The sequence below is a fragment of the Shewanella sp. 10N.286.51.B8 genome (assembly GCF_041469325.1).
Lineage (GTDB): Bacteria > Pseudomonadota > Gammaproteobacteria > Enterobacterales > Shewanellaceae > Shewanella.
In genome coordinates this window covers 19215-42259 of record NZ_JBFRKG010000015.1, presented here as the reverse complement: position 1 = coordinate 42259, position 23045 = coordinate 19215, and the positions used below count along the sequence as shown (strand labels likewise).

Annotated in this window: 22 protein-coding genes; 13 read left to right on the top strand and 9 right to left on the bottom strand. The window is 40.4% G+C overall.

All coding sequences use genetic code 11. The features are described from left to right. Positions 1-20 precede the first annotated feature (20 nt). Entirely contained in the window at positions 21-1661 is a 1641-nt protein-coding gene (gene pgm, locus AB4160_RS06930) for a phosphoglucomutase (alpha-D-glucose-1,6-bisphosphate-dependent) (RefSeq protein ID WP_372004025.1), read from the bottom strand. 34 nt (positions 1662-1695) lie between these two features. Continuing rightward, positions 1696-2289 (bottom strand): replication initiation negative regulator SeqA, encoded by a 594-nt coding sequence (gene seqA, locus AB4160_RS06925; RefSeq protein ID WP_372004023.1) that lies wholly within the window; start codon positions 2287-2289, stop codon positions 1696-1698. 307 nt (positions 2290-2596) lie between these two features. Here seqA and AB4160_RS06920 point away from each other — a divergent pair, with 307 nt between their 5' ends. From AB4160_RS06920 to AB4160_RS06890, 7 genes are all read left to right on the top strand, one after another. After that, positions 2597-3361, top strand: a complete 765-nt coding sequence (locus AB4160_RS06920) for an alpha/beta fold hydrolase (protein ID WP_372004021.1) — start codon at positions 2597-2599, stop codon at positions 3359-3361. A gap of 109 nt (positions 3362-3470) precedes the next feature. Continuing rightward, a complete protein-coding gene (locus tag AB4160_RS06915) occupies positions 3471-3692 on the top strand; it encodes a DUF2788 domain-containing protein (protein ID WP_076540959.1) in 222 nt (73 codons plus the stop codon). Positions 3693-3700: 8 nt separating this feature from the next. Continuing rightward, a complete protein-coding gene (ybfE, locus tag AB4160_RS06910) occupies positions 3701-3973 on the top strand; it encodes a LexA regulated protein (RefSeq protein ID WP_076540961.1) in 273 nt (90 codons plus the stop codon). Between the two features lie 49 nt (positions 3974-4022). Continuing rightward, positions 4023-4550, top strand: a complete 528-nt coding sequence (fldA, locus tag AB4160_RS06905) for a flavodoxin FldA (RefSeq protein WP_076540963.1) — start codon at positions 4023-4025, stop codon at positions 4548-4550. A 121-nt stretch (positions 4551-4671) separates the two neighbouring features. Next, a complete protein-coding gene (earP, locus tag AB4160_RS06900; RefSeq protein WP_102435502.1) occupies positions 4672-5865 on the top strand; it encodes an elongation factor P maturation arginine rhamnosyltransferase EarP in 1194 nt (397 codons plus the stop codon). A gap of 46 nt (positions 5866-5911) precedes the next feature. After that, entirely contained in the window at positions 5912-6472 is a 561-nt protein-coding gene (gene efp / locus AB4160_RS06895) for an elongation factor P (protein WP_076540967.1), read from the top strand. Between the two features lie 331 nt (positions 6473-6803). Then, a complete protein-coding gene (locus AB4160_RS06890; protein ID WP_102476748.1) occupies positions 6804-8018 on the top strand; it encodes a pyridoxal phosphate-dependent aminotransferase in 1215 nt (404 codons plus the stop codon). 150 nt (positions 8019-8168) lie between these two features. On the opposite strand, the gene cls is transcribed toward AB4160_RS06890, so the two are convergent. Further along, on the bottom strand, positions 8169-9620 hold the full coding sequence (cls, locus tag AB4160_RS06885) for a cardiolipin synthase (protein ID WP_102476747.1): 1452 nt from the start codon (positions 9618-9620) through the stop codon (positions 8169-8171). 152 nt (positions 9621-9772) lie between these two features. On the opposite strand from cls, the gene AB4160_RS06880 reads away from it, so the two are divergent. Then, a complete protein-coding gene (locus AB4160_RS06880; RefSeq protein ID WP_372004018.1) occupies positions 9773-10585 on the top strand; it encodes an endonuclease/exonuclease/phosphatase family protein in 813 nt (270 codons plus the stop codon). A 14-nt stretch (positions 10586-10599) separates the two neighbouring features. On the opposite strand, the gene AB4160_RS06875 is transcribed toward AB4160_RS06880, so the two are convergent. Then, on the bottom strand, positions 10600-11508 hold the full coding sequence (locus AB4160_RS06875; protein WP_372004016.1) for a hypothetical protein: 909 nt from the start codon (positions 11506-11508) through the stop codon (positions 10600-10602). A gap of 209 nt (positions 11509-11717) precedes the next feature. On the opposite strand from AB4160_RS06875, the gene yfbR reads away from it, so the two are divergent. The 3 genes from yfbR to adhE all read left to right on the top strand — a co-directional run bounded on the left by yfbR (position 11718) and on the right by adhE (position 16788). Further along, on the top strand, positions 11718-12326 hold the full coding sequence (yfbR, locus tag AB4160_RS06870; protein WP_102435511.1) for a 5'-deoxynucleotidase: 609 nt from the start codon (positions 11718-11720) through the stop codon (positions 12324-12326). 93 nt (positions 12327-12419) lie between these two features. Then, positions 12420-13784 carry an anti-phage deoxyguanosine triphosphatase gene (locus AB4160_RS06865; protein ID WP_102519551.1) on the top strand — a complete coding sequence of 455 codons (1365 nt, stop codon included), beginning with the start codon at positions 12420-12422 and terminating at the stop codon, positions 13782-13784. Positions 13785-14175: 391 nt separating this feature from the next. Further along, positions 14176-16788, top strand: coding sequence for a bifunctional acetaldehyde-CoA/alcohol dehydrogenase (adhE, locus tag AB4160_RS06860; protein WP_102435513.1), 2613 nt, complete (start codon positions 14176-14178; stop codon positions 16786-16788). Positions 16789-16952: 164 nt separating this feature from the next. On the opposite strand, the gene AB4160_RS06855 is transcribed toward adhE, so the two are convergent. Genes AB4160_RS06855 through rimK form a run of 4 tightly spaced genes read right to left on the bottom strand, consistent with a single transcriptional unit; the run spans position 16953 to position 20240 of the window. Beyond that, positions 16953-17816, bottom strand: coding sequence for a mechanosensitive ion channel family protein (locus tag AB4160_RS06855; RefSeq protein WP_372004014.1), 864 nt, complete (start codon positions 17814-17816; stop codon positions 16953-16955). 45 nt (positions 17817-17861) lie between these two features. Further along, positions 17862-18287, bottom strand: a complete 426-nt coding sequence (locus tag AB4160_RS06850) for an ATP-dependent zinc protease (protein ID WP_372004012.1) — start codon at positions 18285-18287, stop codon at positions 17862-17864. A gap of 11 nt (positions 18288-18298) precedes the next feature. Further along, positions 18299-19321, bottom strand: coding sequence for a succinylglutamate desuccinylase/aspartoacylase family protein (locus AB4160_RS06845; RefSeq protein WP_372004010.1), 1023 nt, complete (start codon positions 19319-19321; stop codon positions 18299-18301). Between the two features lie 13 nt (positions 19322-19334). Further along, positions 19335-20240 carry a 30S ribosomal protein S6--L-glutamate ligase gene (gene rimK / locus AB4160_RS06840; RefSeq protein WP_372004008.1) on the bottom strand — a complete coding sequence of 302 codons (906 nt, stop codon included), beginning with the start codon at positions 20238-20240 and terminating at the stop codon, positions 19335-19337. A gap of 139 nt (positions 20241-20379) precedes the next feature. Here rimK and AB4160_RS06835 point away from each other — a divergent pair, with 139 nt between their 5' ends. Beyond that, complete coding sequence (locus AB4160_RS06835; RefSeq protein ID WP_372004006.1) at positions 20380-21228, top strand: LysR family transcriptional regulator; 849 nt, start codon at positions 20380-20382, stop codon at positions 21226-21228. 71 nt (positions 21229-21299) lie between these two features. Continuing rightward, entirely contained in the window at positions 21300-21896 is a 597-nt protein-coding gene (locus AB4160_RS06830) for a DUF1569 domain-containing protein (protein WP_372004004.1), read from the top strand. Positions 21897-21937: 41 nt separating this feature from the next. Here AB4160_RS06830 and AB4160_RS06825 read toward each other — a convergent pair whose 3' ends face one another. Next, positions 21938-23041 (bottom strand): hypothetical protein, encoded by a 1104-nt coding sequence (locus AB4160_RS06825; RefSeq protein WP_303461513.1) that lies wholly within the window; start codon positions 23039-23041, stop codon positions 21938-21940. Between the last annotated feature and the right edge of the window lie 4 nt (positions 23042-23045).

Genomic DNA, 23045 nt, shown 5'->3' with positions numbered 1-23045 from the left:
TTAACCCTTTGGTTTAAACTTTAGGCTTTTAACGCACTATCAATCATGACTTGTGCCTGACTGATAATTTCAGCTAAATGCGCCTCACTGACAAAGCTTTCAGCGTAAATTTTAAATAATGCTTCAGTGCCAGATGGACGCGCGGCAAACCAGCCATTTTCGGTGGTGACTTTAATGCCGCCAATTGCCGCATTGTTACCTGGCGCATGAGATAAAATAGCCGTAATGGTTTCACCAGCAAGGACTGTATCGGTAAAGCTATCTGACGATAAGGTCTCAAACTTGGCTTTTTTCTTCAGGCTTATAGGACTATCGATACGGGTATAGTAACTCTTACCAAACTGTTCAGTTAGCTCGACATAACGCTGGGCAGGCGTTTTACCTGTTACCGCTAAAATTTCAGCGGCTAACAAAGCCAGAATAAAACCATCTTTATCGGTACACCAAGTAGAACCATCTTTATTTAAAAAGGCAGCGCCGGCACTTTCTTCACCGCCAAACGCAATACTGCTGTTAGCAAGACCGTCAACAAACCATTTAAAGCCCACTGGTACTTCTAAACAATGTCGTTGATGTGATTGACAAATTCTGTCGATAATTGCACTTGATACTAAGGTTTTACCAATGGCTAAGTCTGCCGCCCAATCTTTGCGGTAAGTCAGCAAGTAATCTATAGCGACAGCAAGGTAATGATTTGGGTTCATTAATCCAAAACCTGGGCAAACAATACCGTGACGATCGTAATCTGGATCATTACCAACACACACATCAAAGTTTTCGCTATGTGCCAGTAATCCCGCCATGGCATAAGGTGATGAACAATCCATGCGGATTTTTCCATCTTTATCTAACGGCATAAAACCAAAACTTGGGTCGACTTTGTCATTGACTAAGGTAATGTCTAAACCATATTGCTCAGCAATGTGAGACCAATAATAAATACCAGAGCCACCCAATGGATCAACACCAATTTTTATCTTGGCTTTTGCTATCGCTTCTAAATCAATAACACTGCTTAATGCATTAACATAAGGCGCGATAAAATCAACTTCATCAATCCAGCCTGACTCTACAGCAGTACCGTAATTGACTTTTTTAACGCCATTTAATTGATTAGCTAAATATTCATTGGCAGCGGTTTCAATTTGTTTAGTGATCTCGCCTTCAGCAGGTCCACCATGGGGCGGATTATATTTAATACCACCATCTTGAGGCGGATTATGCGATGGTGTAATAATAAGACCGTCAGTGAGATCGCCGCCATTAACATTGGCACTCACAATAGTTTGTGAGACGACCGGTGTTGGGGTAAAACCCTCATCTTTTTGCACTCTTACAGCGACTTGATTCGCTGTGAGTACTTCAAGCACCGACATATAAGCTGCATACGATAGGGCGTGGGTGTCAAAACCTACAATCATAGGCCCGCTGATACCCGCTTGTTGACGATAATCAACCACAGCCTGAGTAATAGCCCAAATATGATTTTGGTTAAAACTGGCCTTAAGTGAACTGCCGCGATGACCTGATGTACCAAAGGTCACTTTTTGCTGCACATCTTCAACATTAGGGACGATTCGGTAATAGTGGCTCATCAATTTGGGTAAATTAATCAAATCCTTTTGTATTGCTACAGTGCCTGCTCTGTCATGAATTGCCACGGTATACTCCCTATTTTAGAAATTTAAAATTGCCTTAGATTCTGTCTGAAATTGATTTTGCCAGCTCTTCATTACAGCCGAGTTGCAATAACACTTCTGATAAAATAGTGCGCTTTTTGGCGGTGTTGTTATTAGTGGTAACCCAATAACCGCTAGTACCAATTTCCTTCGGATTAGCAGACTGACTGGCTTTTAATAATTCCGCTTTTGAACGAGCAAAATATAAACGGCCCCGGCCTTGGATTTTTAATATTTGATCAAAAGTGGCTGGCGTCATTGCAGAAAGTGACTCTAACAAAAACAAAAAGCGCCCTACTGCGCCTTTTTGCTGAGATAACATATGTTCATGTACAACAGTGTTGAAATCGACCTCAGTGTTTACTTCTTCAATTACGGCAGGTTCAACGACTTCTGGTGTGATAACCTCAGCCTTTACTTTAGCAACGCTTTTAGCATGGGCGGTTTCTAAGCTAGGTTGGCTTATCGCTAAAGGCTCTACAGGTTCAACTGATTCAATAGAAAGATCCAACAAACGGCGTAAAATATCAGATGCACTTTCACCAATGCGTTCTGTTTTACTTGCAATATAACGATAGAGTTCTTCGTCTATCTCAATATATTTACTCATTAATGCTTCCTTTGGTCTTAATCTATAGTCAAAAACGTCAAGCCACTTACGACATTAAATAATGACCAGTGGCATTACCGATCGATTTAGATCGATCTTTATATAATGACAGTCTACCCATCTCGCGCCGATGGTAAAGAGTAAAAACAGCTAAACATCTCAAAATTAGTCAATTTCACATCATCAATGGCACTGATGGATGCTTTAATGAACATATAACAACTGACTAATTCATTTCAGTTCTTGATCATCATCCCCTTTTACAGGCAAAATCACGCCTTCGTTGACAATCAAAATGGACATTTCAATGCATTACGTTTCATCAGGTACTGGCCCTGCAGTGGTTTTAATTCATGGCTTATTTGGTAATTTGGACAACCTGAAAAACCTCGCAAATGCACTGGAAGCAAACCATCAGGTTATTCGTGTCGACTTACCTAACCATGGTTTAAGTGTACATTGGCAATATTTGGACTACCCACTCCTTGCCGAAGCTTGCGTAGAGTTGCTAAACAGCTTGAATTTAACCGAAGCACATTTTGTTGGCCATTCGATGGGCGGTAAAGTCGCCATGGCTTTAGCGTTATTACATCCCGAAAAAGTCACTAGTTTAGTCGTAGCAGATATCGCCCCTGTGGCTTATGAACCACGTCATCAAACCGTATTTGCAGGGTTAACATCCTTAACTCTAGATCAATCCACCAACAGAAAATCAGCATTAGAGCATTTAATCAGCGCTGATATTGATTTAGGTACCGCGCAGTTTTTGCTTAAAAACCTGCAGCGAACCGACAATGGCTTTGAGTGGAAAATGAATCTTGACGGTTTAATCGAGAATTATCCGCAAATCATTGCTTGGGATATCACCGACAAACAATACGATAAGGCCTGTTTCTTTATCCGTGGTGGTGACTCTCAATACGTGCTTGCAGAGCACACCAATGCCATCATGACGCAGTTCCCTCGTGTCAGTGCCAAAACCATCAATGGTACAGGTCATTGGTTACATGCCCAAAAACCTGAAATATTTAATCGATTAGTTTCTGAGTTTATCGATAGCAATAGCCAATAATTAACTTGTAAATTTTCATTAATAGAAGCCAACAAATATGGCTCATAGTATATCTATGTGATATATTCCCGCCCTCTTTTAGCCTTAAAGCATTACTAAAGGAAAAAACATGTTGAATCAGTATATGGATCAAATTGAGACATTAGGTCTAAACTTGTTTTTTGCTTTAATATTTTTCTTTATTGGTATGGCTATTCACGATGTCCTTAAGCAAGGCCAAGTGCCCAAATTTGGACGTTACATCGTATGGTTAGTATTATTCCTTGGCTGTGCCGGGTTTGTAGCAAAAGGTATTATTCAGATCACCTGGGAAGGTTCAGGGATCGGTTAAACAGAACGATGGCAAAAGAAACAACAGATAGAACCACCATTGACCTGTTTGCTTCAGAGAAGCGTCGTGGACGTCCTAGAAGCAACCCCTTAAGTCGGGAACAACAGTTAAAGGTCAATAAGCGCAATCAAATACAACGTGATCGCGCTAACGGATTAAAACGAATAGAGTTAAAGGTGTCACAAGTTTTATATGACGCCTTGAACGAACAAGCATTGGCCAGTAACATCAGCCGTAGCCAGTTAATCGAATTAATCTTGCAACAACAAATCGACAACTGAACCGTTTTTTTAAATTCGCAAAGCGAACATGATATTTAAAGGATAGACAATGGCAACTGTAGGTCTTTTTTTCGGTAGTGACACTGGTAATACCGAGGCTGTAGCCAAAATGATCCAGAAGAAGTTGGGTAAAAAAATGGTCGATGTCAAAGACATCGCCAAAAGCACCAAAGAGCAAATCGCTGAGTTCGATTTGATCTTATTTGGTATTCCAACATGGTATTACGGTGAAGCTCAATGCGATTGGGATGACTTTTTCCCAGAGCTAGAACAAGTTGACTTCACTGATAAGTTAGTCGCAATTTTTGGCTGTGGCGATCAAGAAGATTACGCTGAGTACTTCCTTGACGCTATGGGCATGGTTGGTGATATCGTATCTGAGCGTGGCGGGATCATTATTGGTCATTGGCCAACAGAAGGTTACGACTTTGAAGCATCAAAAGGTTTAGTTGACGACAAACACTTTATTGGTTTAGGTATTGATGAAGATCGTCAACCTGAACTGACTGAAGAGCGTGTTGACGCTTGGGTTAAGCAAATTTATGAAGAAATGTGCTTAGCTGAATTAGAAGACTAATATTGAGTCTCTAACTTTGTTTTTACTGTTAAGTAAAAACAGTTTAAAAAGCGGCCATAGCCGCTTTTTTTAGCGCTGACATTTAGCGCCAAATAGCTAGCTGCTGTGTTGAGAGAAAAAAGTGAACAAATCAAGCAATCAACATTGGGATATATTCTGCGCTGTTGTTGATAACTACGGCGACATCGGTGTCACCTGGCGTTTAGCCAAACAATTGCACGCAGAATACGGTATTGAAATCAATTTATGGGTCGATGACTTACACAGTTTTTCGCATATTTTGCCGCAGTTAAACCCAGCTATAGCCCAGCAATACTTTTGCGGTGTTAATATTTTTCAATGGAACAACCCATTAGATATAGAGTACAAAGCTGGAAGCGTATTGATTGAAGCTTTTGCTTGTGAATTACCTTCACAAGTTAAAAGCAGTATTGAAGAACTCCATAATCATAATAAACACCACACTTCAACCTCATCACATACTCCACCGCTATGGATAAACCTTGAATACCTTTGCGCTGAAGATTGGGTCGACGGCTGTCACGGTTTACCTTCAATGCAACAAAGTGGCCTTAAAAAGTATTTTTATTTTCCTGGGTTTACTGCAAAAAGTGGCGGATTGATTTGCGAGCAAGACTTATTTAGTCAACGTAATGCTTGGCAAGCTGATAGCAGTAATAAACTGTCATTGTTTCGCCAATTAGGTTTATCAGGCATTAACGCTGAAGATGTCGTCGTATCAGTATTTAGTTATGAGTCACAAGCCCTAGCAAGTTTGGTCAAGCTTTGGCGTCAATCAAGCCAAACCATGCATGCGTTAATTCCCGTGGGCAAAAGCTTAACCAGCATCATTGATTTATTGCCAGTGACCATAGAAAACATTAAACCAGGTCAGCAATATCAGCTGGAAAATCTGGTTATTCACATTCTGCCTATGACAGATCAAAGCGGCTTTGACCGACTGCTTTGGAGCTGTGATATCAACATTGTTCGCGGAGAAGACTCTTTTTTGCGCGCTCAGTGGGCAGCTAGGCCGTTTATTTGGCATATTTACCCACAAGATGAAGATTATCACCTAGTAAAACTGCAGGCTTTTGTTAATATCTATACCCACAAACTTGATGATAGATTTGCAAATATCTTCTCGGAAGTAAATTTTGCATTCAATCAGCAACGTGCCGATATCTCAGATTATTGGCAACAACTTATTTCAGTGCAATTGCCTATGCAGCGTCATGCTACAGATTGGGCAGTTGATGCTAAAAATGATGCAGATCTTGCTACACGTCTGGTTCAATTTATTAAAACCAGCTAAGATACTGCGCAATTAAAATTAATACCTAAAATATAGGAATAAAGTAATGAAAACTGCTCATGAACTCCGTCCTGGTAACGTGATCATGTTAGATGGCAGCCCATGGGTTGTTCAGAAAACTGAAACAACTCGCTCTGGTCGTAACGCTGCAATCGTTAAAATCAAATTAAAGAACGTTCTACAAGACTCTACCACTGAAACCACCTTTAAAGGTGATGACAAAATGGAAGATATCATCCTAGAACGTTTAGCATGTACTTATTCTTACTACGCAGATCCTATGTATGTATTTATGGATGCTGAGTACAACCAATATGACGTTGAAGCTGACAACTTAGGTGATGCTTCTGCTTATATCGTTGACGGTATGGAAGAAGAATGTTCAGTCACTTTCTACGAAGGTAAAGCGATTTCTGTTGAATTACCGACTAGCATCGTTCGTGAAGTAACTTACACTGAACCTGCTGCTCGTGGTGATACTTCAGGTAAAGTAATGAAGCCAGCAACCATTACTGGTGGTGGTACTGTTACGGTAGCTGAATTCGTTAAAATCGGTGATAAAATCGAAATTGATACTCGTACTAACGAGTTCAAAAAACGCGTTTAATTATCGCTATCATTAGGGAGGCCCTTAACGGAACCACCCTAAAAGTCTAAAAGCCAGCAATTGCTGGCTTTTTTGTTTTTTGTATTTATTTTAAGCACTTAGTTAGCTTATCTTTAATAAGAGAGTTGCACTCAAAAAAACCAGCAATTCAGTGTTTCATCTTACTCATGCTCACCAATTTAGTCATTTAACCTAACCGGGTGTCGATAATATAAGCCGCACAGTACAATCCGCTAATAAACTCAATAAAATATTCAATTAATCCTTTTCTCACTGCCATTAATTCGTTATTGTTCGGATACTTATGTCGTATTAGTAACTTGAGGCAAGTATGCGCCCTATTATCAAATCCAATAAACTCGATAGTGTTTGCTATGATATTCGAGGACCTGTTCATAAAGAGGCACGCCGCCTAGAAGATGAAGGTCATAGAATATTAAAACTTAATATCGGCAACCCTGCCCCTTTTGGATTTGAAGCCCCTGAAGAAATTGTCCGTGACGTCATTTTAAACTTACCAAGCGCTCAAGGTTATTGTGAATCAAAAGGGCTATTTTCAGCCCGTAAAGCCATTGTGCAGCATTATCAAGCTCAAGGGATCTTTGGTATTGATATCGAAGATGTCTATATCGGTAACGGTGCATCTGAGCTTATCTGTATGGCATTACAAGGTCTACTTAATACCGATGATGAAGTACTGATCCCCTCACCTGATTATCCGCTATGGACCGCTGCTGCCAACCTTGCTGGCGGTAAAGCGGTGCATTATCGCTGCGATGAAGAGTCAGACTGGTTTCCGGATATTGACGATATTAAAAGTAAAATCACCCCGCGTACCCGCGGCATTGTGATCATCAACCCCAATAACCCTACAGGTGCGGTATACAGTCGTGAGTTATTGTTAGAGGTGGTTGAACTGTGCCGTCAACATGACATCATTTTATTCGCCGACGAAATCTACGATAAAATTCTTTATGATGAAGCTGTGCATGTACATGCAGCTTCGCTTTCAGATGATATTTTGACAGTGACGTTTAATGGCTTATCTAAAGCTTACCGCGCTGCAGGTTTTCGCGTTGGCTGGATGGTTCTCAGTGGCAATTTAAAAGCCGCCAAAAATTATATTGAAGGTTTAGACATGTTGGCCTCAATGCGCTTGTGTTCAAACGTACCTAATCAACATGCGATACAAACTGCTTTAGGTGGCTATCAAAGTATTAACGAGTTAATACTGCCAAATGGCCGTTTAACCGCCCAAAGAGACGTCTGTTATGACGTGCTTAATTCAATACCCGGTGTTAGCGTTAAAAAACCTAAGGGAGCTTTATATGCCTTCCCTAAGCTGGACTTAAAGAAATTTAACCTTAGAGACGATGAAAGACTGGTACTGGATTTATTAAAATCTGAAAAAATGCTTTTAGTCCAAGGTACCGCCTTTAACTGGCCAGAGCCAGATCATCTGCGAGTGGTATTTTTACCCCACAAAGAAGACTTAACTAAGGCACTCACAGATTTTGGCAACTTTTTAGAGAACTACTCACAGTAATCAAATTACTGCCGTATTTATCAGTAATAGTCATAACAAACACAGCCACTATAGTTTTTATCGTGGCTGTTTTTATATGCTCATGACAAGGCGCTATCGATTACGCGAAACTCTATAGCAACCAGCTAAAGTGAACGGCTAAGTGAAAAGCTATAGTAAAGGGCTAAACAAATAAAAAACTTGTTCAATCACCCTTTTGTACCAAGGGCGTTTATTCCACTGTGCTAAAGTAAGTTGCTCAGAATCATCAATATAGCTTTGCTGTAACTGCTGTAATTTATAAGCAAACTTAACATCGTCAACCGCTAAAGTGAGTTCAAAATTTAGCCACAAGCTACGCATATCCATATTTACCGTACCAATCAAACAATGTTCATCATCAATCAACACCGACTTAGTGTGCAGCAAACCACCGTTAAACTGATGAACTTTTATGCCAGCATTTAACAGTTCAGTGAAAAACGAACTACTGGCCCATTTGACCATAGTGGAATCGTTGCGCCTTGGGATAATAATATTAACATCAACTCCCCGTAACGCTGCGGTGACTAAGGCCACTAACAAGTATTCACTGGGTACAAAGTAAGGTGTGGTAATAACAATGCGTGTACGGGCTTGATATAAACTTTGTAATAATACTTGATGAATAACATCTTCCGGCATCCCTGGGCCCGATGGAATAACTTGAACTAATGACGATGTATGAGTCGACTCTGCCGCTGGCGGCTGCTCAGGTAAAAAGCGCTCATTGGTTTCAACTTCCCAGTCCCAGCTGCTTACGGTATTAATCACTGGTACAACAGGTCCGGTGATCCGCACCATCATATCAATCCACTCTCCCACCTCGCTGGACTGCTTAAAATATTTAGGATCAACTAAGTTCATTGAGCCGGTATAGCCCACGGTATTGTCTATGACAACAATTTTACGATGCAAACGCAGATCCATGCGCCTAAACAGCATACGCAGTGGACTAACAATCAATGCCGGCACCACTTTAATTCCTGCATCTGTCATTAACTTTGGCCATGATGATTTGAAAAACTGGCGACTGCCGGCGGCATCCAATAGTAATTTAATGGCGACATTACGCTGGCTAGCGGCAATCAATGCATTAGCCACTTCATCTGCAAGACCACCGGGATGCCAAATATAAAACTCCATATGAATACAATTTTTAGCCTTATTTATATCGCTAATTATTGAGTTTAAAATGTCATCGGTAGTATGTTTTAACACCATTTCATTGGCAGTAAGAGATGGGATCCTTAATTGGGTGTCACACAAATGACTAATAGGAATAGCATAATGACTTTGGCTTTCTGGTTTATGGGCATTATGCTCATATAACGCTTTAAACCACTCGGCATAGGGTTTATACATGGCTTTTGAACGATTTGAGCGGGTTTTACCCAAATGCAATTCACCAAATAATAAGTAGGCAAACACCCCAACAAAAGGCAAAAAGTAAATAATCAACAACCAAGAAAATGACACGCCGATACTTCGACGTTTGATAACGATTCGAATTGCCACCACACCTAAAATAAGCCAATAAAGCACCACACCAACAATGGCAATAATTTGGGTCAATTGATCCATAGTTTTTACAGTATTCCTAGGTGTATTGAAAAGTTAATAGTAAAGTTGATTGTACTCTTTAAACAAGCAAGCATATAGCAAAGCTAATCATTCAGCTGTCATACATCTATCTCGAGGTAACATTGAACCTTAACAAATTAAAATATTGGATCATGATCGGGCTATTGTTAAGTGGCGGTTTGTATTTATTTGTAGTGACGAAATTCAATGGCGAAGCCGAGGTTATGATGAGTGAACTACAACCCATGTTTGTGTCTCAATGTTTATCCCAAACAGTCAGCAAGCCCCTTGATCAACAAGGACGCTTACGTATTGCTGTTTGGAACATTTATAAACAACAAAAGAGAAACTGGCAAACTGAATTACAGCAAATCACTCAAGGCTCAGATTTGTTACTTCTGCAAGAAGCCAAACTTAATCGTCGTTTCTCAAAGTACTTAGCCGATACCCAGCACCATGTGGTAATGGCCAAAGGGTTTAACCTGCTTAACGTACCAATGGGGGTTATGAATATTTCATCTCAACCAGCTAGTGAAGCCTGTGCCTATCAAACTGCAGAACCGTTAATCCGATTCGCCAAATCGACTCTTGTGGCCGCCTACCCATTATCTAATGGCCAGCAATTACTGGTGGTCAATTTACACGGCGTTAATTTTGACTGGCGACTAAATAGTTACGAATCACAACTGAAAAAAGTGCTAAAAAAAGTCGCCATACATCAGGGGCCGGTTATTTTAGCAGGAGACTTAAATACCTGGCGAGAAGGTAGAATGAGTATCGTAAGGCAACTCACTCATGGCCTGAGCCTAACAGAAGCTAAATACAAAGCAGATTTTCGTAAACGGGTGTTTGGCTTACCACTTGATCATATATTTTATCGCGGTTTAACCTTAATAAATGCAGACTCTAACGAAACCTCAGCCTCAGATCATAATCCGATCCAAACAGAGTTTATCCTGCAATAACACCCTGAGCAAAATTAAACCACTTTAAAACTAATCAATTTGGCTTCTTCAGCAAAAAAGCGATAAAAATCCTCTTGCTGATCTTGCTTGCCAACAAACGCCACTAAAGCTTTTTTATTGGTACCTTTTACTAGCTCAAGTATCTGACTCAAGCGTGTTACAAAATTTGTCTTTACCGCTTCAGGCCATGCACTGGTTTGAATTTTGACAACATAGGGTCTGAGGTTTTTATTCTTATTATCCACTTTTTGCCACCAGCCAGCGGATAACTTAATCATAATATAGTCAGCTTCAACTTGTGGTTTATCCCATGCTAAGGTGCTGTAAAACACCTTGGTATCATTATTGTCAGTTTGAAAACGAAACTTTTGCTTGCCTACTGGGTTAATGATTTTTGTGAAAATCTGCCCATATTGGTTTCCCTCAACCCCTTCAAATGAAAGCGCCCTGTCACGATCGTAAGGAAAGTCAAAATACTGATCGACTATGCTTTGAAAAGAGCTGGTCAGATAATTCGCTTTACGCTTACTGCTTACAGTTTTCGCGGCCTTCGACCTTGTTAATTGATTAACATCATCAGCGGCAATCTCGGTAGTACTCACCGCTTTAACGGACTTTGCGGCGGTTAAAGTAAACCGATTTGGATAGGCTAACGGAAAGCCTTCATCACTGCTCAGCCGTGATGTTTTGCCTTGCTGCTTAATTTTACTGCTGGCTTTAGCGTAACAATGCTGCTCATGTTCAACGTTTTTTGAGGTTTTAAAATAAGGTCTACGTAAGTTAACCGCTTTTTTGTAAGAGCAAGGTATAAGCGCCACAGCGCATTCATCGCAAACAAAATTAAGTGATTTTACATTGTCGAGTATATAAAGCTCTTCGTTGGTGACTAATCTATCTAATTGCAAACAGCGAGCATCATCCATATTTAATCTCATTTAACTTAACATTTTCTTTCATAATCAAGCTTATCCGTTGTTATGCTAACGTAAATTTTGGTTAATTGTTAATATAAAATACAGTTGTATGGCGCAGTGTAGTTGATTACAGTAGACAGATAGCTTTTTAGCCGTAATCCGTATTCATTAGCGACACGGATCTGCTATTCGCCTTAATCCTATTACCGAGGCAGATTATGAAACCAAGCACTTTTATGGCATGGATCACCCGTATGCCATTGTTAGAACGTTGGGCTTTGATGCATTGTTTTCAAAAAGAAAACGTATCAGAGCATTGTCATCAAGTCGCTGTGATTGCGCACTTATTGGTGGTCATTAAAAATAAACGCTTTGGCGGTAAGCTAAATCCAGAAAAAGCAGCTACCATCGCCCTTTACCATGAAGTATCAGAAACCAAGCTCCAAGATATCAACTCCAACACCAAATATCACAGTCCTGAATTTACCAAAGCCTTTAAAAAGCTTGAAGATCTGGCAGAAAAAGAATGCTTAGCCTCGTTACCTGAAGATCTGCGTGAAGAAATGGAGCCACTATTAGTTCAAACCCAAGTCGACCCAGAATACAAAGCTATCGTCAAAGCCGCAGATATTTTACAAGCCTATGTGAAAACCATGAATGAGCTACGCTTTAACAATGACGAGTTTCAACATGTAAAAATTAACTTGGATAAAAAGCTTAAGCAAATGGAACAAGATTTACCTGAAGTAAAATGTTTTATCGAAATTTTCCTCGATAGCTGCACTTCCACATTAGATAAATTGACTGAAAACGAATTAACTAACTGATGCTCACACAGTAAAGGATGATCAATGTCAGACAATGAAATACACAGTAGTGATGTCACTGAAAATGAATTACCTGCCATCAATGACAAACAAATGAACGCTGATATTGAGGGCAGCACTAAGATAAATCCATGGCATGAACGCCGCCTAGGTGAAGATAAATTACGCCGTAATGATCACCGCAGTCCATTTCAGCGTGACAGAGCAAGAATACTGCACTCAGCCGCCTTTCGTCGCCTACAAGCTAAAACTCAGGTACACGGCATTGGCATGAACGATTTTTTTCGCACTCGTTTAACCCATTCATTAGAAGTATCACAAATAGGCACAGGCATCGCTGCCCAGCTTAAACGTAAATTCCCTGACATTGAGCAACTATTAGATTCAATGAGCTTAATAGAGTCACTATGCTTAGCCCATGATATTGGTCATCCGCCATTTGGTCATGGCGGTGAAGTGGCCTTGAACTATATGATGCGCCATCACGGCGGATTTGAAGGCAACGGTCAAACTTTTAGAATTTTAGCCAGACTTGAACCCTACACCGAATACTGGGGCATGAATCTAACCAGGCGAACCTTACTTGGAGTGTTAAAGTATCCCGCTTTATATAGCCAGTTACATGTCGATTTAGGTCACCCAGAAATAACCAGCCACAGACAATTAAGACCTTCACAGTGGCCATCGGTAAAAGGCCTTTTTAACGATGACAAAGATATCTTCGATTGGGTGCTTTCAGGTTTGAGTGTAAATGATAGAAACCGCTTTATCAGCATTAAAAACAGCACTAATCAACACTATCCTCACCACAGAACCCAGTATAAATCTTTTGATTGCTCCATTATGGAACTGGCGGATGATATCGCTTATGCAGTCCATGATTTAGAAGATGCTATCGTGATGGGCATAGTCACGCCTTTGCAATGGCAGCAGGATGTCGCTGACAAATTAAGCCAAAGTAATGACCCATGGCTTACTCACGAATTTACCCATATCGCAGATAAATTATTTTCCCATCAACATCACTTACGTAAAGATGCCATAGGTACCTTAGTGAATGGTTTTGTCACTGCCATTAATATCGAGCAAGACGACAAATTTGATGAACCTTTATTAAAATACAATGCCAGCCTAGAGCCTGACTTTGCCATCGCACTGCATACTTTAAAACAATTTGTCTATAAGTACGTTATCCGTAAACCTGAAATGCAAATGCTCGAATACAAAGGCCAACAAATTGTCATGGAATTATTTGAAGCCTTTGAGTCTGATCCACAACGTTTGCTGCCATTAAACACTCAAGAACGTTGGTTACATGCCAAGGAGAATAACCTTAATCCAATGCGAATTATTGCAGATTATATTTCTGGAATGACCGATGAATTTGCCGGTAAGTTGCATCAGCAATTATTTGGCCCCAAGTCTTCTGGCATTTTTGAGATTAGCTTAGAAAGATAACCTTACTTACCTATCAAGATGAGACCCCTGTGTTAGTGGCTTTGATGAGCGTTAAGCATCTAAAGTCACTAACACTGTAATAAAACTTCAATTTACTTCCAGCCAAAGCACACTCAGTTAGCTTAAATTTTTATGCTATTAATTCAAAGGTAAAACACTCTTAGTGAATTAACCGCCAGCTTTGCTGGCATGATAATAATCACTTAACTAAGCCTTTTTGTGTAATTAAATTACCATTCGTAGCGATTTGTGCTGTGGATCACGACATATATACCGCTAAAGGAGTAATTTTATCACGTAGACGCTAATAATTTGCCAAGGTCACAGCTATAACAGCTGCTAAGAGTTGTTAACTAAAACGCTTTAGTTAACAATTTTTGAGGACGTAATAATGACTGTCAACAACACCGAACAACTTGAGCTACTGGTAGAGCGAGTCGCTAAAGCGCAGAAAGAATATGCTAATTTCAGCCAAGAACAAGTCGACAATATATTCAGAGCAGCAGCGCTTGCCGCCACAGATTCTCGTATTAAACTTGCTAAAATGGCAGCAACAGAAACCAACATGGGTTTATTAGAAGACAAAGTCATTAAAAATCACTTTGCATCTGAATATATATACAACAAATATAAAGATGATAAAACCTGCGGTATCATCGCTGAAGACATCACTTTTGGCACCATCACCATTGCCGAACCTGTAGGGATAATTTGCGGCATAGTGCCCACAACTAACCCTACCTCAACTGCCATTTTCAAAGCGCTGATTAGCCTTAAAACCCGTAACGGTATTATATTCTCGCCACATCCAAGAGCCAAGCAATCCACCACGACTGCAGCACGTATTGTTTTAGATGCCGCCGTTGCCGCTGGTGCACCCAAAGACATTATCGGCTGGATTGACGAACCTTCAGTGGCGCTGTCTAACCAACTTATGACACACGATAGCATCAACCTTATCCTCGCAACTGGCGGCCCCGGTATGGTTAAAGCTGCATACTCATCGGGTAAACCTGCCATTGGGGTTGGTGCGGGTAATACCCCAATCGTGATTGATGAAACCGCTGATATAAAACGCGCAGTAAGCTCAATCCTTATGTCAAAAACCTTCGATTACGGCGTCGTGTGCGCCTCAGAGCAAGCCATCATCGTGGTAGACAGTATTTATGAGCAAGTTAAACAACGCTTTGAAACTCATGGCGGTTACCTGTTATCCGATTCAGAGACCGCTGCCATGCAAGAGGTTATTCTTAAAAATGGTGGGTTAAATGCTGACATCGTTGGTCAAAGTGCCCCAACCATTGCCAACATGGCAGGAATTACTGTCCCAAGCTGGACTAAGGTATTAATTGGTGAGGTGACGGATATCAATGAAGCTGAAGCCTTTGCCCATGAAAAGTTATCACCACTTTTAGGTATGTACCGCGCCACTGATTTTAATGATGCCATGGACAAAGCTGAAGCATTAGTGACATTAGGCGGCATTGGTCATACCTCAGGGTTATACACTGACCAAGATGGCCAAGTAGAAAGAGTTAAAGCCTTTGGTTTTAGGATGAAAACTGCGCGGATATTAATAAACACTCCAGCATCACAAGGAGGTATTGGCGATTTATATAACTTTAAATTAGCGCCATCACTGACTTTGGGCTGTGGTTCATGGGGCGGTAACTCAATATCTGAAAACGTTGGCCCAAGCCATTTAATTAATAAGAAAACTGTCGCTAAAAGGGCTGAAAATATGTTGTGGCACAAACTACCCTCTTCAATTTATTTCCGCCGAGGCAGTTTACCCATTGCATTAGAAGAGCTATCAACTAAAAAACGCGCCTTAATTGTCACTGACAAGTTTCTGTTTAATAACGGCTATTGCGATGAAACCATTAAAATCTTAAAAGCTCAGGGGCTTGAAACAGAAGTATTCTATGACGTTGAAGCGGATCCTACTTTAGCCATTGTGAAACAAGGCGCTAAAGTTGCTCAAAGTTTCCAACCTGATGTCATCATAGCATTAGGTGGTGGTTCGCCTATGGATGCGGCTAAAATAATTTGGGTATTGTATGAACATCCTGACGTTGATTTTGCTGACTTAGCTTTGCGTTTTATGGATATTCGCAAACGTATTTATAAGTTCCCCAAATTAGGGGTTAAAGCGCAAATGGTGGCAATACCGACCACCTCTGGCACAGGCTCAGAAGTGACCCCGTTTGCCGTGGTAACCGATGAAGTGAGCGGCATGAAATACCCTATTGCTGATTATCAACTCACTCCTAACATGGCAATTGTCGACCCCAATTTAGTAATGGATATGCCAAAGTCATTAACCGCTTTTGGTGGCATTGACGCTGTAACTCACGCATTAGAAGCTTATGTTAGCGTGATGGCAAATGAATTTAGTGACGGTCAGGCTTTACAAGCATTGGAATTATTATGTGAGCATTTACCGGCAGCTTATGAACTGGGCGCTAAAGCCCCCATAGCCAGAGAAAAAGTCCATAACGGCGCCACTATCGCAGGTATTGCCTTTGCTAATGCTTTTTTAGGCATTTGCCACTCAATGGCCCATAAGCTCGGTGCTGAGTTTCATTTAGCCCATGGGTTAGCAAACGCATTGTTAATCAGTAATGTTATTCGCTTTAACGCCACCGATATGCCGACCAAGCAAGCTTCTTTTAGTCAGTACGACCGCCCAAAAGCCTTATGTCGTTATGCAAAGATAGCTGAAACCCTAAAGCTTGAAGGTATTGACTCAAACACCACTGATAAAGACAAGGTAGCATTGCTAATAAGTAAAATAGAACAGTTAAAAACCGCAGTCGGTATTCCGACATCTATCAAGGAAGCTGGTGTTAATGAAGCCGATTTCTTAGCCAAATTGGATGAATTAGCCGAGCACGCTTTTGATGATCAATGTACTGGCGCCAATCCGCGCTTCCCGCTTATTAGTGAGTTAAAGCAGATATTATTAGATAGCTTTTATGGTAAGCCATATCAAGATAACTAATGGCTATGTTCTAGTTGCTACTTTTCGGCACTGGCTCTGGTACAAGTCTACACAAGCTAGAGTTATAAAAGAACTGGCTTGAACAGTAGCGATTAATTAACAGCTGATACAATATTGATTATCATCAAATGTATCAGCGGTATTTTTATTTAATAATTTACTGTTTACCTTTGCTTTATTAGTGTCAGTGAGCCATCCAGATGCACATCACGTTGTGGATATGCCACCACAATATTGTTTTGATCTAATAATTCATCCAGAGCAAAACGAATATTACTTCGCGTTACCCTTAACCCCCCTTCTACAGTGGAGTTAATCCAAAAGTTAACTTCAAATATTAGCGCGTTGTCACCAAAGTCTTCAAAACTCACCACAGGTTTAGGCTCAATTAATACCTCTTTTTGTGCGATAGTTGCTTCATATAACAAATCTGCGACAACTCTTGCCTTAGTCCCATAAGCTACGCCAACCCGCACATTTGACCTGACTAAATTATCAACTAGTGTCCAATTCACCACAGTGTTTTCTAATAACGTGCTATTGGGGATCAACAAGTGAACGCCATCAACCCGTCTAATCCGAGTCGAACGATTATTAATGGCTTCGACAATGCCTTTAGCACCTTCAACTTCAAGAAAATCACCAATTTTAATGGGGCGTTCCCACATTAATATCCAACCACTAATGAAGTTGTTAATAATGTTTTGAGCGCCAAAACCAAAACCGATTGCAATGGCACCGGACAAAAATGCAAATGCGGTAATGGGCACATTAATTAAATCAAGCGAAGTAATTAATAATATTGCAATGGCGATAACATACAATATACGTTGCAACAGATGGATAATATTAGGGTCAGTCTTTTTAGACGTTAACCGCTTAGTGATCAGTTTTACTAGCAATTTGGTGATGAACAAACCAACAATTATGATCACCGGAATGATCAATAACCCACCTAAGGTAATTGGCTGTTTTGCCACAGTAAACACAGTCAAATCTAGCCATTGTTCAACTTGTACGAAATCCATTATTGCACCTCTTCGTTATTACTAAACCTGAATTCATATTTAGATTCAAGATCCTAAATACACTGCTGACGGGTCCACTAAAAACCGTGTTCCTAATGCCTCACGACCAAATAGCATTAAATAACTCATGTCAGATCTATCGGTAAGAGTAATCTCAATCGACCACTTTTGTTCACCAAGAATTACCGGGGTTTTAATCACGTAACGTTGCTCAGACGTGCCATTAGATGACTTGATTTTACGGATATCACTAATTGGGGCATGGCAACTTTTCACCTTTTCAACATTGTGTGAATCAGGGTGAATATCAAACGAGACACAATGCTCGCCATCTATCAGCACCTTTTTAATATTATCGACATGCAATGACGAGGTTTTAGCGCCCGTATCCACGCGAACTTGTAACTCTGAGATACCAAATTTAGGCAGAGCGATATACTCTAAGTTGCCAATAATCGTTTTATTTTTCATACCGAAACTCATTAATTTACATTATCTGGTAATAGTTGTTCTTGAACATTTTCAATATGTTCTGCAATTTTTTCATCATTTTCGCTAAAGTACGCTATATGAAACATGGCTTCACCTTCTTGCACTAGCGGTATGTTTTGTTTACCGATTAATATGCCAGAGCGTGATGCGATCACCGAATCAATCACTTCGCCATAAGGGCTACCAATTTCAGCTAAAACTTGTCCTTTAGTAATTTGTTCACCCAAATTAGCAATGTTATGCACAATACCACTGGCATTGGCACGTACCCACTGACTGCCGTTGGCGATAAATGGGGCGCGCTTTTTCTTTGCTTTTGATGATGATTTTCTAATCATGCCTAAGTGCTGCAACACATTTAAAATGCCTTTCATGCCTGCACGTATTGAAAACTCATCAAATCTTAGCGCTTCACCTGCTTCATACAAGAGGATTTTGGTTTCATTCTTAACAGCTGCCTCCCTTAAAGAACCATCCACTAGGTTTGAATTTAAAATCACTGGCACGCCAAACACTTCGGCAAGTAGTTTGGTTTCCTCATCGTCCATATCCGCTCTAATTTGCGGGAAATTAGAGCGGTGTATCGCGCCAGTATGTAAATCGATGCCGTAATCGCAGTGCCTGACAATTTCATTAAGAAATATATGTGCCACCCGTCCAGCTAATGAACCTTTCGCAGAGCCAGGAAAACAGCGATTTAAATCCCGTCTATCTGGCATGTAGCGGCTTTGATTCACTACCCCATACACATTGACCATAGGTACAGCTATGAGGGTCCCTGAAGTGATCTTAAATTTATTTTGTTTAATTAGCCTTCGTATAATTTCAATGCCATTTAATTCATCACCATGTACCGCCGCACTGATAAATATTGTTGGCCCCGGCTTTTTAGCTCGGATTATATGTACCGGTAAAGAAACATCAGCATCGGTATATAATTTTGCTACCGGTAGCTCTATTTTGCGCTGCCCACCGGGTAAAATGGTAAAATCGCCAATAATTAACTTATCCAAAATGACGTCCTAATCAGCCTTTACCACGGGTTTTGTTTTTATGGGGCTTGGCATTCTTTTCTAAAAATTGAAATACCATTGACGCGACATCTTTACCCGTTGCCGTTTCAATACCTTCAAGCCCTGGCGATGAATTAACCTCCATCACCATTGGCCCGTTTTGAGAGCGCAGTAAATCAACGCCGCATAAGTTTAGCCCCATAATTTTGGCTGCATTAACTGCTGTTTCACGCTCCTCTTTAGATAACTTAACCACTTCAGCTGAGCCACCACGGTGCAAGTTGGAACGAAACTCACCTTCAGCGCCTTGACGTTTCATTGCCGCAACAACCTTACCGCCTACCACTAAACAACGAATATCGGCGCCGCCAGCCTCTTTTACAAACTCTTGCACCAAAATATTGGCCTTTAACCCCATAAAAGCTTCGATAATGGCTTCAGCAGCTTTAGCTGTATCAGCAAGAACCACCCCGATACCTTGAGTGCCTTCTAGTAGCTTAATCACAACAGGCGCACCACCAACGTTTTTAATTAAATCTTTAATGTTGTCAGGCTTATTAGCAAAACCGGTACGTGGCAGCCCAATGCCTTTACGTGACAATAATTGCAATGAACGTAATTTATCGCGAGATCGGCTAATGGCGACAGATTCATTGATATTAAAAGTCCCCATCATTTCAAATTGTCTCGCCACAGCAGTACCGTAAAATGTCACTGATGCACCAATACGCGGGATCACAGCATCATACATAGGAAGCTCTTTACCATCGTAGCGCAAGGTTGGTTTGCTGCTGGTAATATCCATGTAGCAATGTAATGTATCAATAATATCAACAGTGTGACCCATGGCTTCACCGGCCTCTTTTAAGCGGCGAGTTGAATATAAATTTGGGTTTCTTGATAGAATGGCAATTCTCATAATATGTCCTGAACATGTTTCTTTTATTGCACAAAGGTGCTGTAATTCGCTGAGTGTAAGAGTATCTCTCTCATAAATATAACGTTATATTTTGATGTGTTTAATTAAAAAATTTAATCACAGCTTTTAAAGGATTTTGATGAAAGTAGAATTATTAAAAACATTTTTAGAAGTTAGCCATACGCTACATTTTAGAGTCGCTGCCGAAAATTTGTTTATCACTCAATCTGCTGTCAGTGCCAGAATCAAGCTTTTAGAAGAGGACTTGGGGGTGTTACTGTTTGATCGCAGTAAGAAACACCTCAAATTAACCCCTGAGGGTAACCGCTTAATTAAGCATGCCAATGAGCTGTTATTGATGTGGCAAAAAGCCAAGCAAGATGTGGGGATTGCTGAGGGTGATAACCACCAACTGGCCATAGGTTCTATCATGTCTATATGGGATATCGTCCTACAAGGCTGGCTCACTAAAATTCACCTCAATATCGAAGGGATGAGTTTATTAACCAGTACCCTATCGCCCGTTGAATTAAGAAAAAGCCTGTTAAGTCGCGTTATTGATGTGGCCTTTTTATTCGAGCCGCCTTATGTAGAAGATCTTGTCATCACTAAGGTTGCGACTGTGCCGTTATATCTTGTGAGCACTGAAGCGAACTCAGACAGTCAAAAGTCGACATTAGCAAACTACATTATGGTGGACTATGGTGAGTCGATTAACAGCCAATACCGCCGCAGTTTTCAAGACTCACCGCCAGCAAAACACTCGATGAACCAACCAAGGATTGCACTTAATTTTTTATTGGATGTCGGTGGCTGCGCATACCTGCCAAGACAAATGGCGTTTGAATATATTGAAAGCAATAGACTTTTTATTGTCGAAGATGCGCCGGTTTTTTCTCGAGAAATTTATGCAGTGTATCTAGAAAAAGGTCATAAAGTGGATATTATTGAACAAACGCTACAGCTATTTCCCTATTTAAAAACATAAAGCTAATGGACAACTAGCATTTGTTACACGTTTTTTTAGTCTGGTAATAACAAAGCCCAACAAGGATTACTATGGATAGAAGATCATTTTTAACAACCTTGGCAAAAGGCAGTGCTGCTGTAGTCGCTGGCACCACGATTGCTGGAACAGCAACTTGGTTTAGCATCAGCCCAGCACCTCGGCCATTGACTATCGATAATATATTATCTCAAATAGCGCAATTGCTTGCTGCAGCCGTCATTGGCAACAACCCAGAGCAAGCAGCAAAGGCTACTTTAAGCACGACATCAGCAGGTTGGGATTTAAACCAAATTTTTACTCATTGCGCCCAAAGTGTTGAGTATTCAATGACAGGTTATCCCCAGCAAAAAGCAGAGATTTTTAAACACACTATTGGGGCTAGCGCATTTGCTTTATTCAATGCTAAAGGCAAGATGACTCATAACCTTGCAGAAGTCATACCCGGTGCACCTTTAATTTCAAAGCAGGCTGATTATTTGCTAGCCCTCAAAAGGTTGCAACAATCGCTCGTAGATTTTCAGCAATATAACGGTCATTTACAGCCCCACTTTGCTTATGGCAAGCTCAGTAAACAAGACTACGCCCTTGCCCATGTAATGCACTTTAATAATCATATGCAGCAAATACAGCTGCGCACGTTAAGCTGAAACTATATAAGGTCAATAACAGCCATTATATTGGCCTAGTGTCAGCAATTTGGTTTAACGAGACCTAGTGTTAGTTCACCAATAAGCGCATCTGGTTGATCGACTCCAATATATACACTATCAATACCTTTAATAGGCTCAACTAAGGTTAGTTTGACATTGGGAGCGCCAGAAAAGTTAAAGCGTTTTATCGTTTCAGCACGTCGAATGGCTAATTTGTTGGGTTCGACAGTTTTAATATTACTTAAATCAATGCTAAAGCTATTAAACACTCCGTAGCGAATATGTAATTTATTCTGAATTATGACGCTTGCTCCTGAGCCTGAATTTAAATCTGCGAGGCCAAGCTCAGCTTGAGTGTTTGGGTTGTAATTATCAGTGACTAATGAGGCTGCACAAGTCTCTATTGTGATCGGTCTGCGTGACATAGCACGGTATTCAGCAATAAAGAATACTAAACTCACCAAGGTTAATGCCGTTACCACATTAGCGCTGAACGCTGAAAACATAAAATGAACCAGTAAATGCATCAGCGGTATTTCAAACATTATCATCATTATAAATCCTAGCGCGTTAGACTGATTACCGTCTTTATGATGATAACTAAATTGTGAATCACCGTGATATGTTGACGGTTTGATTAAATGGCCACACAAAAAGAAGCTCCAAACTCTGGCTTCAAAAATCATGATATCGGCTACCAAGTTATTACCAAATAAAGCACTAATTGGCTGCTTAATTGCAATATCAGGATCAACTCCTGATTTAAGCGCCGTTTTTATGGCAAATATCACGCAGGTAATTGAAAATACCTCAATTAATACAAATACCGTCAGTAACAGGTAACGGATCTGAGTTAAATAAGGCCATAATATTTGTTGCTCTGAGGGAATAATATAACTGCCAAGCAGTATTAAAATAGCAAAATAACCGAGTGCCTTAACGAGTGCTAACTTGGTAGATTTGATACACAAAAAGCAAATTATGGGTAAAATGATAGCAGCGTCAATGAGTAACAACCAATCGAATTTTGCTGCGCCATAATCATTAATCCACATATCGTTTTGATAAAATAAAAACCAGGCAAACGATAGAACTAGCAGACTAATAAAAGGGATTTTGGAAGCTAATGGCCATGTTCGCATTCGA